Consider the following 17133-nt stretch of genomic DNA (forward strand, 5'->3'; position numbering starts at 1 on the left):
GTTAACTGACTTCACACGCCGTCGTACGTTCAGGGCGAATGGGTGATGTCGGCAATATCTTCGGTGGAGAGTGCGCCAGTGTCGGATGTTTCCAACACTACGTAAGCGCTGCTACAAAATAACGAATTCAAGCGTTTCATGTCGGCAATCAGCTCCAGATGCAGTGAGCTGGTCTCCAGGCTCTGCACGATCTTGCGTTGCAGGCGGCTGACGTGGGCGTGGGCGAGGCGACGTTCCTGGGCGCGAAAGCGGCGCTTTTCACGCAGCAATTGGCGGGCGCTTTCCGGGTCGCCACTGAGGAATACCGAGAGCCCCAGACGCAGGTTGGAAATCAGCTGGCTGTGCAAACCGCTGAGTTCTTCCAGGCCCACTTCGGAAAATTGCCGGCGTTGCGAGGTTTTCTGCTGCTGGACTTTACGCAGCATGCGCTCGATCAGGTCACCCGCCAGTTTCAGGTTGATCGACAGCTCGATGATTTCTGCCCAACGGCGGTTGTCGTGTTCGCTAAGGTCTTCACGGGGCATTTGCGCCAAGTAAAGTTTGATCGCGCTGTAGAGCGCTTCGACGTCATCGCTGAGGCTGCGCATCTCCTGAGTAATTGCGGTTTGGTTGCCGCGCAGGACCTCTTGCATCGAAGTGAGCATATTGTCGATCAGGTCGCCCAGGCGTAGGGTTTCTCGCGCGGCGTTGGCCAGGGCCAGGCTCGGCGTGGTGAGCGCGGCCAGGTCGAGGTGGCGTGGTTTGGCCTTGCCATTGGTTTCTTCGCGCTCGGGCAGCAGCCAGGCACACAGCCGCGCCATAGGGCCAATGGTGGGCAGCAGAATCAAGCAGCGCGTGACGTTGTAGAGCAGGTGGAAGGTGATGACCATGCCTTGGGCGCTGTAGTCCAGGCCGTCCATCCAGAGGACGAGTGGGTCAAGCACAGGAATGATCAGCAACAGGCCGATCAATTTGTACAACAGGCTGCCCAGGGCCACTTGGCGCCCGGCAGTGTTCTGCATGCTGGTGCTGAGAAAGGCCAGCACGCCGCTGCCGATGTTGGCGCCGATCACCAGGCCGATAGCCACATGCAACCCGATCACGCCGGCGCCGGCCAGGGTTGCCGTGAGCAGCACAGCTGCAAGGCTGGAGTAGGAAATCATGGCGAACAGCGCGCCGACCAGGGCGTCCAGCAAGATATCGCCGGTCAGCGAGGCGAAGATGACTTTGACACCCTGGGCATGGGTAATCGGCCCGGCGGCTTCGACGATCAATTGCAGCGCGAGGATGATCAGTCCCAAACCGATGCCGACCCGGCCCAGTTGCCCGGCGCGCGTCTGTTTGCGCGACAGGAAGAAAATCACCCCGAGGAAGATCAGCAGCGGCGACAGCCAGGACAAGTCGAAAGTCAGCACCCGGGCCATCAACGCAGTACCGACGTCGGCGCCAAGCATGGTGGCCAAGGCCGGCGTGAGGCTCATCAGCCCTTGGCCGACAAAGGACGTCACCAGCATCGCGGTAGCGTTACTGCTTTGCACCATGGCTGTCACCGCGATACCGGCGACAAAGGCCAGCCAGCGCTTGGACATGTTCTGCCCGATGACTTGGCGCAAATTGGAGCCGTAGACCCGCAGGATGCCGGTACGGACGATATGCGTGCCCCAGATAAGCAGGGTCACGGCGGAAAGCAGATTGAGCAAGGTCAGCATGCTCGGCCCCCCGTGTGGGTGCGCTCCAGCAGGAGCGAAGGAAAGTTGCCGTGTGCCGCTCTACGTCTTGTAATTAAGCTGTAGTTGGCGAATGGGCTCTGCGCCAGCATCGCATATGTAGGAGCGAGCTTGCTCGCGAAAAACGTCAACGAAATCGCGGACTGTTTGGATGTACGCGGTGTCCTTGGGTTCTTCGCGAGCAAGCTCGCTCCTACAGGGGCATGAAATCGCGGGTACGGGTTTATTGACCCGGCATGTCCTTGCGCAGTTTCACCGGATCCTGCTGTTTTTTCTTTTTGGCCATGGCGGTGCGCATCTTGATGTTCACCGCTTCCACTGCCAGGGAGAACGCCATGGCGAAGTAGACGTAGCCTTTTGGCACGTGCACATCGAAGGATTCCGCGATCAGTACGGTACCCACCACCAGCAGGAACGACAGCGCCAGCATTTTCAGCGACGGGTGCTTGTCGATGAATTCGCTGATGGTGCCGGCGGCCAGCATCATCACCAATACCGCAACGATGATCGCGGCAACCATGACCGGTACGTGGGAAACCATACCGACTGCGGTAATCACTGAGTCCAGGGAGAACACGATGTCGATGATGGCGATTTGGATGATGGTGTAGATGAACTTGCCACCGGCGCCCTTGGGCTCGTCGTGGGTTTCATCTTCGCCTTCCAGGGCGTGGTACATCTCCTGGGAGCTTTTCCACAGCAGGAACAGACCGCCGAAGAACAGGATCAGGTCACGGCCCGAAATGCCCTGGCCAAACACCACGAACAGGTCGGCGGTCAGTTGCATGACCCAGGTGATCGACAGCAGCAACAGGATGCGGGTGACCATGGCCAGGGCCAGGCCGAAGATCCGGGTGCGGGCCTGCATGTGCTTGGGCATGCGGCTGACCAGGATCGAAATCATGATGATGTTATCGATGCCCAGGACGATCTCGAGGGCCGTCAGGGTGAAGAAGGCAATCCAGATTTCCGGATTGGTCAGCCATTCCATGTGTATTCCTTTGAGCAAATGTTATACCGCGCCAGCTGCAGCGCCGCGCGGTGAGTGAGTCGGTACGATTATAGAGTGCTGAACAGCGGAAAAATCCCCATCAGCAGTGCGGCGAACATTATGCACAGGCACACCAGTACTGCCCACTTGAGGGTGAAGCGTTGATGGTCGCCGAACTCTATACCCGCCAGGGCCACCAGCAGGTAAGTCGAGGGTACCAGTGGGCTGAGCAAGTGTACCGGTTGCCCGACAATCGACGCACGGGCCATTTCCACGGCGGTGATACCGTAGTGGCTGGCGGCTTCGGCCAGTACCGGCAGCACGCCGTAGTAGAACGCATCGTTGGACATGAAGAAGGTGAACGGCATGCTTACCAGCGCGGTGATCACCGCCAGGTACGGGCCCATGGCCTCGGGGATGACCGCCAGCAGACTCTTGGACATGGCGTCGACCATGCCGGTGCCCGACAGGATGCCGGTGAAAATGCCGGCGGCGAAGATCAGCCCCACCACCGCCAATACGCTGCCCGCGTGGGCCGCGACGCGGTCTTTCTGCTGTTGCAGGCACGGGTAGTTGACGATCATCGCGATACTGAACGCCACCATGAACAGCACTGGCAGCGGCAACAGGCCGGCGATCAGGGTGCACATCAGCGCCAGGGTCAGGGCGCCGTTGAACCAGATCAACTTCGGGCGGCGAGCGTCAGGGAACTGCGACACGCTGATTTCGCTGTGGTCGATCTCGTCGCCTTGCAGGTGCAGTTCACCCAGGCGCGCACGCTCGCGCTTGCCGTACATGTAGGCAATCACCAGGATCGCCACGACGCCGGCGGCCATGGCCGGGATCATCGGCACGAAGATGTCCGAAGGGTCCACATGCAACGCACTGGCAGCGCGGGCCGTCGGGCCACCCCAAGGGGTCATGTTCATCACGCCACCGGCGAGAATGATCAGGCCGGCCATGATCCGCGGGCTCATGCCGATGCGCTGGTACAGCGGCAGCATGGCGGCGACGCAGATCATGTAGGTAGTGGCGCCATCACCGTCCAGGGATACCACCAAGGCCAGAACGGCGGTGCCGACCGAGACCTTCAGCGGGTCGCCCTTGACCATCTTCAGGATCTTGCGCACGGCCGGGTCGAACAGGCCGGAATCGATCATCAAGGCAAAGTAGAGGATGGCGAACATCAGCATCACGCCGGTCGGCGCGAGCTTGGTGATGCCTTCGAGCATCATCGGGCCGATCTTCGGCGCGAAACCGCCGAACAACGCGAACAGGATGGGCACGATGATCAGGGCGATCAGCGCGGACAGGCGCTTGGTCATGATCAGGAACATGAACGTGATGACCATGGCAAAGCCAAGGAAAGTCAGCATAGGGATACTCCAGGCGTAGCGCGGCTAGGGAATGGCAGACCGATCGAGGGTCAGCGCAGAACGAAAGGCACGAGGCGTACGGGTGGAGTGGGTGCGAACAGGCGGGTACGAGCGGACATCGGGAATCACCATTGTTGTTGTTAACAGCCGGTCTGTTGCCGGCAGTGAGGGCGATCCTAGACGGGGAAGCTTTCAGCCAGCTTTCGCCGGGAAAAGACGGGACGCACGGTCATGAGACTTATGCAGATAAAAATGTGGGAGGGGGCTTGCTCCCGATAGCGGTGTATCAGTCACTGAAGATATTGACTGAACCAAGGCTATCGGGAGCAAGCCCCCTCCCACAATTTGATTGTGTGTACCGCTAAGTCTTTAGGGCAGTTCCAGGCCACCAGCCGCTTTATGCAGCGCACGCAGATGCTCGCCCAGCTGCTTGAGGTTGGCTTCACTGGCGGCAATCTCGGCAGCGCGGGACGGATCGAGCAGCGCCCTCACCTCTTTATCCAGCTCGCCGGTCAACGATTGCAGTTGCTTCTGGCGCTCGGCGCTTTCCGATTCCAGGCGCTTGGCTTCCGAAGGCTGCGGCAGGCCATAGCCACCGCTGTCCAGCAGCTCGGCCGGGCGACTCAGGAAGCCACTATTGGCGAGGATTTGTTGCAACGTATTGTTGGCTTTTTCCATTCCGCCGTTTTTCAGCTCGCGAGCATTGAGGTAGCGCTGTTTGACTTCATCCTGGGCGAGCATCAGCTGCCTGCGATAGCTGGCCTGCTCCAGCAGCAGCAGCGCGGCGCTGGTGCGCAGGTCGGCCTGGCTGAACCACTGGCGACGCGCTTGTGCATCCAGGGCCAACCAGTCTTCGACCTGGGTCTGCTTGATCGGCAGGCGCTTGCGCAGCACATCGAACATGGCCTGGTAACGCTCGCGGAACGAGTCGAAGTGATAGCCCAGACGCAGTGCCTCGCGTTTGTCATTCAACACGCTGGTGTCGGCCAGGCCGCGCGCGCTGAGGACTTCGAGCAAGCCGTTGGGGGTGATGTTGTCCAGGCCGGTCAATTGCGGGTTGGCGCTGCCACTGCGTAACAGCTTCAGGCTCTCCACCGCACAGTTGTTGGAGATGAAGAAGTAGTTGCCGTCATAGCTCCAGTGCATTTCAGCGGCATGTTCGACGGTGTCGTTGATTTCCTGGCGGTTGAGCTTCAGCGGCACCGACGCCAGGCCACGTAGTTCGGTCTTGGTGTATTCGTCGATGACCTGGGCCAGCGGCAGTACGAACAGCCGCGACGGGTACTTGCCGACCAGGCCATCCCAGCTCGACAACTGCACGTCACCGACGAAGGCGCGGTAGGACAACACCAGGTGTCGGTCCAGGTCCAGCCGACAATCCGGGCCACGCGGGCGACCTGGGGCGCAAATCACCAGGCGGAGCATGCTATGGCCCCAGCGGCTGACCAGATTCTGGTTGGCCTCGGCGAGCAGGTAATCGATTTCATACACCCGTTCCGGGTCAATCTGGCCCAGGGGCGTCTTGGCGAAATCGTTGCCGGCGTTCAGGAACGGATAGGTCGTGGCACAGGCGTCCTGCACGGGTGGTGCCCAGCCGAAATGTTCCTTGTAATAGCGGAACAGCGCGGGGCGTCGGCAGGCGTAGCTGGGGTCGAGGAGGAAATACTCGATGTTGACCGCCACGAACTCCAACGGGCTGGTGGTTTCGTAGATATCCGGGCTGCGCACCACCTGATTATTGTGCTGTTCGCGTTCGCCGCGGCGGCCGACGTATTGCGGCCAGCCGGCGAGGTCCAGCAGGCGCGGATCGTCACTTAGGGTAAAGCGACGGTCGTTCTGGCCACGGCATTGGTCGGGCAAACCGATCAAGCCGGTGATGTTGTTCTGGCGGCTGCAGCGTTGGATCAGGGCGCGTTCATCTTTGGGCCACAGGCGCGCACGGTCATAGATGTGGGTCAGTTCATGCAGCACTGTGGCTAGCATTTCCCGGCGCACGGTGCCGTGGGGGCGATTGGTTTTCTGGGTGGCGGCGCTGCCGTCGGTCAGGCTGGCGAGCAGGTTTTGGTTCAAGTCCAGTTCGGACACAAGAGAGGCTTGGCCGTAAGCGTTTGCTGGCATCTTGTCGGTCCAGCCGACATCGATGCGGCGATCCAACTGCTCGATGAAGCGTGGCGGCAAGGCGCGCATTGCATCATCGAGCAATGCCTGGCTGGCCTGCTGTTCAGCCGGGCTCAAGCCATCGGTCTTGAGCCGCAATTGCAGGCTGGCCTGGGCTGTAGTTGCACACAGCAGCACAGCCCCGGCCAGGAGCCAGGCTTTGATACGCCTCACAGAGCGAGAATAGCTTCGGCGAGGGTCTGGTCACTGGCGTCACGGGCTTGCGGTACGCGGGTGCGTAGGGTGTCGAACGCAGCCTCGAGCTGCGCACCGCGAATCTCGCCATTGGTGGCGACGAAACTGGCGGCATCATCGTGGGCTTCACGCACGATTTTGGAATCGCGGATGGAGGTGGTGGTGTCCGAGGTGAAATCAATAGTGCGCGCCGAAGCACGCACGACGATGTTACTGGTGGCCTTCAAGGTTTGCGCCTGGGCGACATCGGCCAAAAACAGCAGGCCGAGGGCGGCGACGATCAACGGGCTACGCATTGCGGTGACTCCAAATACAAAGATGATTATTGGACGAGAATTGCTTGCGCCAGTTCAAGGTCGCTTGCATGAAGTTTTGGTTGGGTGCGGCGCAGATAATCCAGTGCGGACTCCAGGCGTGCGCCCCGCCATTGGCCGGCAGTGGCAATGAAAGCGGCAGCATCATCCTTGGCAGCCACGACCAACTTGTTGTCGAACGGTGCAGAGGTCACCTTGCTGGTGGCGTACACACTGACAACGGTGCTCTGGGTGGAGACATCAAGGGCCGAAGCCAAGGGTGACCAGCAGGCGCAAAACAATATAGGGACAATCAACAGGCGGTATGAAAAAGCCATGGGACTCGACAACTGAAAGCGAGCGCCAAGGCTAGCGCAATGCCCGGGCGAGAGCCAGTGCACAGGCATCCGGGAGCGGCTGGCGCTCCCTTCTGGTTGCCGTGGATCAGATCGCCAGGATGGCCTGCGCCAGCTGTGCATCGGTTGCGGTGTTCAGTTGCGGCGCTTGTTGGCGAATCTGTGCGAGGGCGCTTTCCAGCTTCACGCCACGGATGGCGCCTTCGCTGGCGACAAAGCTCGCAGCATCGTCACGGGCGGCCTGAACGACCTTGTTGTCGCGCAGGGAAGAGGTTGCATCGGAACTGGCGTCGGAGGTGGCTTTAAGTGCGCCCACGATCGAGTCGGTGGTCATGATAAAGCTGCTCGCGTTGGCATTGGCAGCCAGGGTCAACACAGCGGCAGTGCACAGCAGGCGAAGACGGGACATGGGGAAACTCCTGTAGACGAATAATAAGGTGGCGCGAAGCGGCCACTGCGAAACGGACTGGGACTGTTGAGCATCAGACGCACGCTCTACAAGGTTCGCCACGTGGTGAGTGGATATTAGTCTCGCGATTGTCTATTCGGAAGCCTGCAATTAACTGTACTTGTCATTTTTTGTATTTATAAAACTGTACAGTTAAACGGAAATCCCGCGGTTTCAAGCCCCTATCGCAGAAACAACAAAGCCCGCCTCCGGTTACCCGGGGCGGGCTTTGTTTCATAAATCTGGGTGCTGGCAGTGGACCCGGCGGGTCAGGGCCAGCGGGCGCCAATTAGCGCCAGAACGGCTTGCTCAGCTCTTCGTAGCGTTGAGCTTCGCTGATACCGGCGTCAGCCAGCAGACGCGAATCCAGGCGAGCCAACTGGTGGCGGCTGGAGATGCGGCGCTGCCACAACATCAGGTTGGCGAGAACGCGCAAAGGCAGGGAAGCGTTGGTGTTTACAGCTTTATCTTCGAAGAACAGTTCGGAACTGAGTGTACGTTCCATGATGACATCCTTCCGCTTGTGGCGGGATTAGGTAGTGGTTTAACTGATGCCAATGATCCTCCTCCGGCGCAAGACTCTCTAGATACAGTTCACTTGTATTGTGAGAGGCCAGTTAACTGTTTAATCAGGCTGTACGGTACGAAAATGGGGCAACTGTACCTGTCTGCACCTTAAGAGTGCGAAATGGGTGTTTTTGAGGAAGGACGTGGGATATTTCAGTAGGAATTGACCAGTACAGTAGTACAGTTTTTCACGAGGGCGTCGGTTGGATCTCCGAGCTGATGAAACTGTATTTGCATCAGCCCGGATCTGTATCGATCAAGCCTTGAGCATATGACCGGTCTCTTCAAGGCTGATGTGCCAACTGAGGGCTTCACGCAGGATGTGCGGCGTGTGCCCGCCGATGGCGCACGCGGCCTCAAAGTAGGTATTGAGCGCGTCGCGGTAGGCCGGATGCACACAGTTGTCGATGATCACGCGGGCGCGCTCCCGTGGTGCCAAGCCACGCAGATCGGCGAGGCCCACCTCGGTGACGAGAATGTCTACGTCATGCTCGGTGTGGTCCACATGACTGACCATTGGTACCACGCTGGAAATCGCGCCGCCCTTGGCAATCGATTTTGTGACGAAGATCGCCAGGTGCGCGTTGCGTGCGAAGTCACCGGAGCCGCCAATGCCATTCATCATTCGCGTGCCGCACACATGCGTGGAATTGACGTTGCCGTAGATATCGAACTCCAGCGCGGTGTTGATACCGATGATGCCCAGTCGCCGCACCACTTCAGGGTGGTTGGAGATTTCCTGCGGGCGCAGCACCAGTTTGTCCTTGTAGTGCTCCAGGTTGCCGAACACGTCGGCGTTGCGTCGCTCTGACAGGGTGATCGAACTGCCGGAGGCGAAGCTCAGCTTGCCCGCGTCGATCAGGTCGAACGTGGAATCCTGCAGCACTTCTGAGTACATGGTCAGGTCTTCGAACGGCGAGTCGATCAAGCCGCACATCACCGCGTTGGCAATGTTGCCGATCCCCGCCTGCAGCGGGCCGAGCTTGTTGGTCATGCGCCCGGCGTCCACTTCTTGCTTGAGGAAGTTGATCAGATGGTTGGCAATGCCTTGAGTGTCGCTGTCAGGCGGCGTGACCGTGGAGGCGGAGTCGGCCTGGTTGGTGATCACGATGGCGACGATCTTCTCCGGCGGGATCGGAATTGCGGTGCTGCCAATGCGGTCGTCGACCTTCACCAACGGGATCGGCGTACGGGTTGGCCGGTAGGTCGGGATATAGATGTCATGCAACCCTTCCAGGTTCGGGTTGTGCGCCAGGTTGATCTCGACGATTACCTGCTTGGCAAAAATCGCGAAACTGGCCGAGTTGCCTACGGAGGTGGTGGGCACGATGTGCCCTTGCTCAGTGATCGCGACGGCTTCAATCACCGCAATGTCCGGCAGTTTGAGCTGGTTGTTGCGCAGCTGCTCGACGGTTTCCGACAGGTGTTGGTCGATAAACATGACTTCGCCGGCGTTGATCGCCTTGCGCAGGGTGCTGTCGACCTGGAATGGCATGCGTCGCGACAGCACGCCGGCTTCGGTCAGTTGCTTGTCCAGGTCATTGCCCAGGCTGGCGCCGGTCATCAGGGTGATTTTCAGAGGCGAAGTCTTGGCGCGTTCGGCCAGGGCGTGGGGGACGGCCTTGGCTTCACCCGCGCGGGTGAAGCCGCTCATGCCGACGGTCATGCCGTCCTCGATCAGTGCGGCGGCTTCTGCCGCGCTCATGACCTTGTTCAACAACGAAGGCAAGCGGATACGATCACGGTACATGAATTGTTATCTCAGGCTGCGGAAGCAAGGTGGGCAGTGTAGTGATTTCAAAAAGTTTCGGCCCGCTACCATGGTCGAATGCCAGATAGCGATTTAGAGCCTTTGGTCGGGTTTCAGGTGAATGTGCAAAGCGGGACGCGGAGCATCCCTGACTGCATTCCCACGCTGAGCATGGGAACGAAAAAACCCCAGCCTACGTGAGGCCAGGGTTTGGAGTATTGCGCTGGCGCAGTGTTATTCGACGGCCTTGACCATGTCTTCGATGACCTTCTTGGCATCGCCGAAGACCATCATGGTCTTGTCCAGATAGAACAACTCGTTATCCAGGCCCGCGTAACCGCTGGCCATCGAGCGCTTGTTAACGATGATGGTCTTGGCCTTGAACGCTTCGAGGATCGGCATGCCGGCAATCGGCGAGTTCGGATCGTTCTTCGCAGCCGGGTTGACCACATCGTTGGCGCCCAGCACCAGCACCACGTCGGCCTGGCCGAACTCGGAGTTGATGTCTTCCATCTCGAACACCTGGTCGTAAGGCACTTCTGCCTCGGCCAGCAGTACGTTCATATGCCCAGGCATACGGCCCGCCACGGGGTGAATCGCGTACTTCACAGTGACCCCGCGGTGAGTGAGCTTTTCGGTCAGCTCTTTTAGCGCGTGTTGGGCCCGTGCGACTGCCAAGCCATAGCCCGGCACGATGATCACCGTGTCGGCATTGGTCAGCAGGAAGGTGGCGTCGTCGGCCGAACCGGACTTCACCGGACGCGCTTCCTTGGAGCCGGCTGCCGCGCCGGCATCCGCTGTATTGCCGAAACCGCCCAGCAACACATTGAAGAAGGAGCGGTTCATCGCCTTGCACATGATGTACGACAGGATTGCGCCGCTGGAGCCCACCAAGGAGCCGGCGATGATCAGCATCGAGTTGTTCAGCGAGAAGCCAATGCCCGCCGCTGCCCAGCCGGAATAGCTGTTAAGCATCGACACCACCACCGGCATATCAGCGCCACCAATCGGGATGATGATCAGCACACCCAGCACGAAGGCCAGGACCAGCATCAGCGCGAAGGCGGTGAGGTTGCCGGTGAACATGAACGCCAGGCCCAGGCCAAGGGTTGCCAGGCCGAGCACCAGGTTGAGTTTATGTTGCCCGCCGAACTGTACTGGTGCGCCTTGGAACAGACGGAACTTGTACTTGCCCGACAGCTTACCGAACGCGATCACCGAACCGGAGAAGGTGATAGCACCGATGGCGGCACCGAGGAACAGCTCCAGGCGGTTACCGGCAGGGATCGAGTCGCCCAGGTGCTTGACGATGCCCAGGGATTGCGGCTCGACCACCGCAGCAATCGCGATAAACACCGCGGCCAGGCCGATCATGCTGTGCATGAACGCCACCAGCTCCGGCATCTTGGTCATTTCTACGCGCTTGGCCATGATCGAGCCGGCGGTACCGCCAACCAGCAGGCCGACGATTACGTAGCCGATACCGGCAGTCGCCAGTTCAGCCCCCAGCTTATAGATGAGGCCGACGGTGGTGAGTACCGCCAGCGCCATGCCGAGCATGCCGAACAGGTTGCCGCGCCGCGAAGTGGTCGGATGCGAGAGACCCTTGAGGGCCTGGATGAAACAGATCGACGCGATCAGGTAGAGCGTCGTCACCAGATTCATGCTCATTACTTCTGCACCTCTTCTTTCACAGCTTTGGGCGCTTTCTTCTTGAACATCTCAAGCATCCTACGCGTAACAAGGAAACCACCGAATACGTTAACCGCCGCCAAGGCTACCGCCAGGGTGCCCATGGTCTTGCCCAGCGGCGTCACGGTGAGTGCGGCGGCCAGCATGGCGCCCACAATCACGATTGCGGAAATTGCGTTTGTCACTGCCATCAAAGGCGTGTGCAGCGCGGGTGTTACGTTCCAGACCACGTGATAACCGACATAAATCGCCAGCACAAAGATGATCAGGTTGTAGATACCGGGGGAGATAAGCTCTTCCATCGTCTGAATCCCTGCTTAGGCGTTTTTGCGGATGACTTGGCCGTCGCGGCACATCAGGCACGCGGCGACGATGTCGTCTTCGAGGTTGATTTCAAACTGCCCTTCCTTGGTAAAGACCAGCTTAAGGAAGTCCAGCAGGTTGCGTGCATACAAGGCCGACGCGTCGGCGGCGACAGCGCCCGCCAGGTTGGTCGGGCCGCAGATGATCACGCCGTTTTCCACCACCACTTGGTCGGCGACTGTCAGCGGGCAGTTGCCGCCTTGGGCAGCGGCGAGGTCGATGACTACCGAACCGGGCTTCATTTGCGCCACGGTATCGGCGCTCAGCAGGGTTGGAGCCTTTCGGCCTGGGATCAACGCTGTGGTGATAACGATGTCGGCCTGCTTGGCGCGCTCGTGTACGGCCAGGGCCTGGCGCTGCATCCAGCTGGTCGGCATCGGGCGTGCGTAACCACCGACACCGACAGCGCATTCACGCTCTTCATCGGTTTCGTAAGGTACGTCGACAAATTTCGCGCCGAGGGATTCGATCTGCTCTTTAACCGCCGGGCGTACGTCGGACGCCTCGATCACCGCACCCAGGCGTTTCGCCGTGGCGATGGCCTGCAGCCCCGCAACACCGGCGCCGAGGATCAACACGCGCGCAGCTTTTACAGTGCCGGCGGCGGTCATCAGCATCGGCATGAAGCGCGGGTAGTGATGAGCGGCCAGCAACACGGCCTTGTAACCGGCGATGTTGGCTTGCGACGACAGCACGTCAAGACTTTGGGCCCGTGAAGTGCGCGGCGCGGCTTCGAGGGCGAAGGCGGTGATGCCGCGCTCTGCGAGCTTGGCGATGATTTCGTTGCTGAACGGATTGAGCATGCCCACCAACACGGTGCCACTTTTAATCAGCGCCAGTTCGCTGTCGCTGGGGGCAACCACCTTGAGTATCAGCTCGGCGCCAAATACATCGTTGGCGCCGCCAATGGTTGCGCCTGCCGTTTCATAGGCACTGTCGACGATGCTGGCGTTAATGCCGGCGCCGCTTTGCACAGTGACCTGATGGCCCTGGCCGATCAGCTTCTTGATGGTTTCCGGGGTGGCAGCCACCCGCGTTTCACCGGTCTGGGTTTCGAGAAGAACACCAATGTGCACGTCAAATCTCCTGCATGATCTTTTTGCTTTTGATCTTTTTGTAAAAAGGCCAGTGCACCGCGAGTGGCGCATCTGGGGCGGCCGATCAGCACGATCCCGCTGAAATGACAGCGGGGCGCGGCATTTTGCAGGCGAACTTTACGGCCTTCAAGGGATTATGACGGGTGACGAAAAATTAACTACAAGTCACCCTGTGACTGATTGTCGCAATGCCATGGAATAACCTCATTAAATACAAGTAATTAAAGGGCCGTAGCTGTTTTTAGCTGATTTTTCCATCTTTGGCGTGAATAGTCGGTTATTGGCTGGTTAGTGTCGCTCAAAGCCATGAAAATCATGGCTTGGAGCCGTATTTTAAGCAAATGGGTACAGTCTGCTCAAATGCGACATATATTTATATCTGTAGGATTGAAAATAATCTGACTACAGGGTCAATAATTTGAATTGTTTCGTTCAAGTGCTGGGACTGTAGCGCTGTGATTGGTCGATCAGCCAATCCCTGAAAGCGTGTAATGAGGCTGATTCGACCTTCTTGTCGGGAATCATCAGGTAATAAGCCTTTTCGCTGTTCAGCGCTTCGGTACTGGCGATGACCAGTTGCTGCTCCTTCAGCTCCCGCTGGATGAAAAAGGGAGGAATCAGCGCAATGCCCATGTCATGCATGGCTGCTTGGGACAACATCGAGAATAGCTCGTATCTGGGGCCTGTCATGTCGCGAGGAATGTTCAGTTGCTGGGCGTTGAACCATTGGCGCCAGGCATAAGGACGCGTGGTCTGTTGCAGTAGCGGCAGTTCGGCGACCTCTTGGGGAGTGAAATGCGTACGGCCGCCGAGTAGGCGTGGGCTACACACCGGCAAGGGGTTTTCGCCCATCAGTCTATGGGACTCTGTACCGGACCAATCGGCATCGCCGAAGTAGATCGCAGCGTCGAACTCTGTGTCGGCGAAGAGGAAGGGGCGCGTGCGATTGGTCAGGTTGACCGTTACTTCCGGGTGCTGACGTTGAAAGTCTTTGAGGCGCGGGATCAGCCATTGCGTACCGAAAGTCGGCACCACTGCCAGTTCGATGACATTGGCCCCTTGCTGGCCCATGACGGATAAGGTGTCTCGCTCTACGGCGTCTAGCTGTGTTGCCACTCTGCGGCTATAAGACAGCCCTGCCTCCGTCAATTTCACACCGCGCCGTGAGCGGCGAAACAGTTCGACACTTAAAAACTCCTCAAGGCTGGCAATCTGCCGGCAAATGGCGCCCTGAGTGATCGAAAGCTCCTGCGCCGCCTTGGTAAAGCTCTCGTGACGGGCTGCTGCTTCAAAGCTTATCAGCGCGGTGGTGCTGGGAATCTTTCTGCGCATGTACATTGCCCTCACAGATAAAGCGCGTTTCTGGCCTGGTTGAGTGTTACGAAGTGACAAATTAGCACAAGCCTATGCGCAAACCTCGTTTGCCCTGTAGGCCGACCCGGCCTAGTCTGCATCCACGACTTCTGATGTTTTGCGCGAGGACTTATTCATGGCTGGCAAGGCAAGCTTCAACTGGATCGATCCACTGCTGCTGGATCAACAGCTCACCGAAGAAGAGCGCATGGTGCGCGACAGCGCTGAGCAATTTGCTCAGGACAAGTTGGCCCCGCGTGTGCTTGAAGCCTTCCGTCATGAAAAGACTGACCCGGCGATCTTCCGCGAGATGGGGGAAACCGGTTTGCTGGGCGCGATGATTCCCGAGCAGTACGGCGGCAGTGGCTTGAACTACGTCAGCTATGGGTTGATTGCGCGTGAAGTGGAGCGTGTCGACTCTGGCTATCGCTCGATGATGAGCGTGCAGTCGTCACTGGTCATGGTGCCGATCAATGAATTTGGCACTGAGGCGCAGAAACAGAAGTACCTGCCTAAGCTTGCTTCTGGCGAATGGATCGGCTGTTTTGGTCTGACCGAACCTAACCACGGCTCCGATCCGGGCGCGATGATTACCCGGGCGCGCAAAGTGGATGGCGGCTATAGCCTGACCGGCGCGAAGATGTGGATTACCAACAGTCCGATCGCGGATGTGTTTGTGGTGTGGGGTAAAGATGATGCCGGCGATATCCGTGGCTTCGTCCTGGAGAAGGGTTGGAAAGGCCTGAGTGCACCGGCGATTCACGGCAAGGTCGGCCTACGCGCCTCCATCACCGGTGAAATCGTCATGGATAACGTATTCGTGCCAGAAGAGAACATCTTCCCGGACGTGCGTGGGTTGAAAGGTCCTTTTACTTGTCTTAATTCGGCACGGTACGGGATTTCCTGGGGGGCGCTGGGGGCTGCGGAATTCTGCTGGCACACGGCGCGTCAGTACACCCTTGATCGTCAGCAGTTTGGTCGGCCATTAGCCGCCACGCAGTTGATCCAGAAGAAGCTGGCCGATATGCAGACCGAGATCACCCTGGCTCTTCAAGGTTGCCTGCGTCTGGGCCGAATGAAAGACGAAGGTACGGCGGCGGTTGAAATTACCTCAATCATGAAGCGTAACTCGTGTGGCAAGTCCCTGGACATCGCACGCATGGCCCGGGACATGCTGGGTGGCAACGGCATTTCCGATGAGTTCGGAGTGGCGCGCCACCTGGTCAACCTGGAGGTGGTCAATACCTACGAGGGGACCCATGACGTGCATGCCTTGATTCTGGGGCGTGCGCAAACCGGTCTTCAGGCGTTCTATTAATAGGAGCATGGGCATGGGCGCGCTTTCGCATCTGCGGGTACTGGATTTATCGCGAGTACTGGCGGGCCCCTGGTCCGGGCAGATCCTTGCAGACCTTGGGGCCGAGGTGATCAAGGTCGAAAGGCCGGGCAGTGGTGATGACACGCGTGCCTGGGGGCCGCCCTTCCTGAAAGATGCTGATGGCGAGAACACCAGTGAGGCAGCGTATTACCTTTCGGCTAACCGCAATAAAGAGTCGGTGACTATCGACTTTACACGACCGGAGGGGCAAAAGTTGGTGCGCGATCTGGCTGCCAAGTCGGACATCTTGATCGAGAACTTCAAGGTCGGGGGGCTTGCAGCCTATGGCCTGGATTATGAATCGCTCAAGGAGGCCAACCCGGAGCTGATCTATTGCTCAATCACGGGGTTTGGCCAGACGGGGCCCTATGCAGCGCGTGCCGGCTACGACTTCATGATCCAGGGGCTGGGTGGACTCATGAGTTTGACGGGCAGGCCTGAGGGGGATGAGGGTGCCGGGCCGGTCAAGGTTGGTGTTGCGCTGACGGACATCCTGACAGGGCTTTATTCGACCGTGGCGATCCTGGCGGCGCTGGCGCATCGCGATCACGATGGTGGTGGGCAGCATATCGATATGGCGCTGCTGGATGTGCAGGTGGCTTGCCTCGCTAACCAGGCGATGAATTACCTCACAACCGGAGCATCGCCGAAGCGCCTGGGGAACGCCCATCCTAATATAGTGCCCTATCAGGACTTTCCCACAGCCGATGGGGATTTCATTCTTACCGTGGGTAATGACAGCCAATTCCGTAAATTCGCCGAAGTCGCTGGGCAGCCACAGTGGGCGGATGACCCGCGTTTCTCCACCAACAAGGTTCGAGTGGCCAATCGAGCGGTGCTTATTCCATTGATCCGCCAGGCTACGGTCTTCAAGACGACTGCTGAATGGGTGGCAGGGTTGGAGCGAGTGGGCGTGCCGTGCGGACCGATCAATGATCTGGCGCAGGTATTCGCTGATCCTCAGGTCAAGGCGCGGGGCTTGGCAATGGAGCTGCCTCATGCGCTGGCGGGGATGGTGCCTCAGGTTGCCAGCCCCATACGGTTGTCCAAGACGCCTGTGGAGTACCGTAGCGCGCCTCCTTTATTGGGGGAGCATACGCTTCAAGTGTTACAGGGGGTTCTGGGGTTGAGTGCAGCTAACGTGGCTGCGTTGAAGGCGACCGGTGTTATCTGAGTGATTCCTTCTATATAGAAGTACAAAGAATGTTCTTCTAGAGTGTGCTCGTTTTTTAATCAATCCTAACTTATTGATAGAAAGGCAAAATTAACTGTTGACGGCAGATTCTGGGAGCCTATAATTCGCCCCACTTCCGGCGCAGTCGAAACGGAAAACTCCTTGGTAAACAAAGAGTTATGAAGTTTTCGGCAGCAAGTTGCTTCAGTTCATCGAAGCCAAAAGGAAGTTGAAAAA

At 58.7% G+C, this 17133-nt stretch carries 15 protein-coding genes; 2 read left to right on the plus strand and 13 right to left on the minus strand.

Annotated features, from left to right (window positions below):
• Positions 1 to 29 precede the first annotated feature (29 nt).
• From QYQ93_RS01450 to QYQ93_RS01510, 13 genes are all read right to left on the minus strand, one after another.
• Entirely contained in the window at positions 30 to 1688 is a 1659-nt protein-coding gene (locus QYQ93_RS01450; protein WP_043048360.1) for a Na/Pi cotransporter family protein, read from the minus strand.
• 241 nt (positions 1689 to 1929) lie between these two features.
• Positions 1930 to 2697: a TerC family protein gene (locus tag QYQ93_RS01455; RefSeq protein ID WP_043048361.1), complete on the minus strand. Its 768-nt coding sequence runs from the start codon at positions 2695 to 2697 to the stop codon at positions 1930 to 1932.
• 68 nt (positions 2698 to 2765) lie between these two features.
• Positions 2766 to 4073: a CitMHS family transporter gene (locus QYQ93_RS01460; RefSeq protein WP_003187405.1), complete on the minus strand. Its 1308-nt coding sequence runs from the start codon at positions 4071 to 4073 to the stop codon at positions 2766 to 2768.
• A 369-nt stretch (positions 4074 to 4442) separates the two neighbouring features.
• The gene (locus tag QYQ93_RS01465; RefSeq protein ID WP_043048362.1) at positions 4443 to 6404 is read right to left on the minus strand and encodes a DUF4105 domain-containing protein; all 1962 of its coding nucleotides are present in this window, start codon (positions 6402 to 6404) and stop codon (positions 4443 to 4445) included.
• On the minus strand, positions 6401 to 6721 hold the full coding sequence (locus QYQ93_RS01470; RefSeq protein WP_043048363.1) for a DUF2388 domain-containing protein: 321 nt from the start codon (positions 6719 to 6721) through the stop codon (positions 6401 to 6403). Before QYQ93_RS01470 ends, QYQ93_RS01465 begins: the two co-directional genes overlap by 4 nt.
• Positions 6722 to 6747: 26 nt before the next feature.
• Positions 6748 to 7056 carry a DUF2388 domain-containing protein gene (locus QYQ93_RS01475; protein WP_043048365.1) on the minus strand — a complete coding sequence of 103 codons (309 nt, stop codon included), beginning with the start codon at positions 7054 to 7056 and terminating at the stop codon, positions 6748 to 6750.
• Between the two features lie 106 nt (positions 7057 to 7162).
• Positions 7163 to 7483 (minus strand): DUF2388 domain-containing protein, encoded by a 321-nt coding sequence (locus QYQ93_RS01480; protein WP_338476128.1) that lies wholly within the window; start codon positions 7481 to 7483, stop codon positions 7163 to 7165.
• Between the two features lie 328 nt (positions 7484 to 7811).
• Positions 7812 to 8027, minus strand: a complete 216-nt coding sequence (locus QYQ93_RS01485) for a DUF1127 domain-containing protein (protein ID WP_043048367.1) — start codon at positions 8025 to 8027, stop codon at positions 7812 to 7814.
• Positions 8028 to 8345: 318 nt separating this feature from the next.
• Positions 8346 to 9839 carry an acetyl-CoA hydrolase/transferase family protein gene (locus QYQ93_RS01490; protein WP_043048369.1) on the minus strand — a complete coding sequence of 498 codons (1494 nt, stop codon included), beginning with the start codon at positions 9837 to 9839 and terminating at the stop codon, positions 8346 to 8348.
• 234 nt (positions 9840 to 10073) lie between these two features.
• Entirely contained in the window at positions 10074 to 11510 is a 1437-nt protein-coding gene (locus tag QYQ93_RS01495; RefSeq protein WP_043048371.1) for an NAD(P)(+) transhydrogenase (Re/Si-specific) subunit beta, read from the minus strand.
• Complete coding sequence (locus QYQ93_RS01500) at positions 11510 to 11833, minus strand: NAD(P) transhydrogenase subunit alpha (protein WP_005783507.1); 324 nt, start codon at positions 11831 to 11833, stop codon at positions 11510 to 11512. The genes QYQ93_RS01495 and QYQ93_RS01500 overlap by 1 nt, the downstream gene beginning before the upstream one ends.
• A 15-nt stretch (positions 11834 to 11848) precedes the next feature.
• Positions 11849 to 12970, minus strand: a complete 1122-nt coding sequence (locus QYQ93_RS01505; protein ID WP_338476130.1) for a Re/Si-specific NAD(P)(+) transhydrogenase subunit alpha — start codon at positions 12968 to 12970, stop codon at positions 11849 to 11851.
• 453 nt (positions 12971 to 13423) lie between these two features.
• Positions 13424 to 14323: a LysR family transcriptional regulator gene (locus QYQ93_RS01510; RefSeq protein WP_217880612.1), complete on the minus strand. Its 900-nt coding sequence runs from the start codon at positions 14321 to 14323 to the stop codon at positions 13424 to 13426.
• A 157-nt stretch (positions 14324 to 14480) separates the two neighbouring features.
• Here QYQ93_RS01510 and QYQ93_RS01515 point away from each other — a divergent pair, with 157 nt between their 5' ends.
• Entirely contained in the window at positions 14481 to 15662 is a 1182-nt protein-coding gene (locus tag QYQ93_RS01515) for an acyl-CoA dehydrogenase (RefSeq protein WP_003187423.1), read from the plus strand.
• Between the two features lie 13 nt (positions 15663 to 15675).
• Complete coding sequence (locus QYQ93_RS01520; protein ID WP_043048376.1) at positions 15676 to 16896, plus strand: CaiB/BaiF CoA transferase family protein; 1221 nt, start codon at positions 15676 to 15678, stop codon at positions 16894 to 16896.
• Positions 16897 to 17133: the final 237 nt, after the last annotated feature.

This window comes from Pseudomonas khavaziana (genome assembly GCF_036704165.1).
Taxonomy (GTDB): Bacteria; Pseudomonadota; Gammaproteobacteria; order Pseudomonadales; family Pseudomonadaceae; genus Aquipseudomonas; species Aquipseudomonas khavaziana.

Excerpts from the sequence above, each read along its gene's own strand:
- QYQ93_RS01515 (WP_003187423.1), top strand. The coding sequence starts at position 14,481 with ATGGCTGGCAAGGCAAGCTTCAACTGGATCGATCCACTGCTGCTGGAT.
- QYQ93_RS01455 (WP_043048361.1), bottom strand. The coding sequence starts at position 2,697 with ATGGAATGGCTGACCAATCCGGAAATCTGGATTGCCTTCTTCACCCTG.
- QYQ93_RS01510 (WP_217880612.1), bottom strand. The coding sequence starts at position 14,323 with ATGCGCAGAAAGATTCCCAGCACCACCGCGCTGATAAGCTTTGAAGCA.
- QYQ93_RS01500 (WP_005783507.1), bottom strand. The coding sequence starts at position 11,833 with ATGGAAGAGCTTATCTCCCCCGGTATCTACAACCTGATCATCTTTGTG.
- QYQ93_RS01480 (WP_338476128.1), bottom strand. The coding sequence starts at position 7,483 with ATGTCCCGTCTTCGCCTGCTGTGCACTGCCGCTGTGTTGACCCTGGCT.
- QYQ93_RS01485 (WP_043048367.1), bottom strand. The coding sequence starts at position 8,027 with ATGGAACGTACACTCAGTTCCGAACTGTTCTTCGAAGATAAAGCTGTA.
- QYQ93_RS01470 (WP_043048363.1), bottom strand. The coding sequence starts at position 6,721 with ATGCGTAGCCCGTTGATCGTCGCCGCCCTCGGCCTGCTGTTTTTGGCC.
- QYQ93_RS01460 (WP_003187405.1), bottom strand. The coding sequence starts at position 4,073 with ATGCTGACTTTCCTTGGCTTTGCCATGGTCATCACGTTCATGTTCCTG.
- QYQ93_RS01490 (WP_043048369.1), bottom strand. The coding sequence starts at position 9,839 with ATGTACCGTGATCGTATCCGCTTGCCTTCGTTGTTGAACAAGGTCATG.
- QYQ93_RS01520 (WP_043048376.1), top strand. The coding sequence starts at position 15,676 with ATGGGCGCGCTTTCGCATCTGCGGGTACTGGATTTATCGCGAGTACTG.
- QYQ93_RS01495 (WP_043048371.1), bottom strand. The coding sequence starts at position 11,510 with ATGAGCATGAATCTGGTGACGACGCTCTACCTGATCGCGTCGATCTGT.
- QYQ93_RS01475 (WP_043048365.1), bottom strand. The coding sequence starts at position 7,056 with ATGGCTTTTTCATACCGCCTGTTGATTGTCCCTATATTGTTTTGCGCC.
- QYQ93_RS01450 (WP_043048360.1), bottom strand. The coding sequence starts at position 1,688 with ATGCTGACCTTGCTCAATCTGCTTTCCGCCGTGACCCTGCTTATCTGG.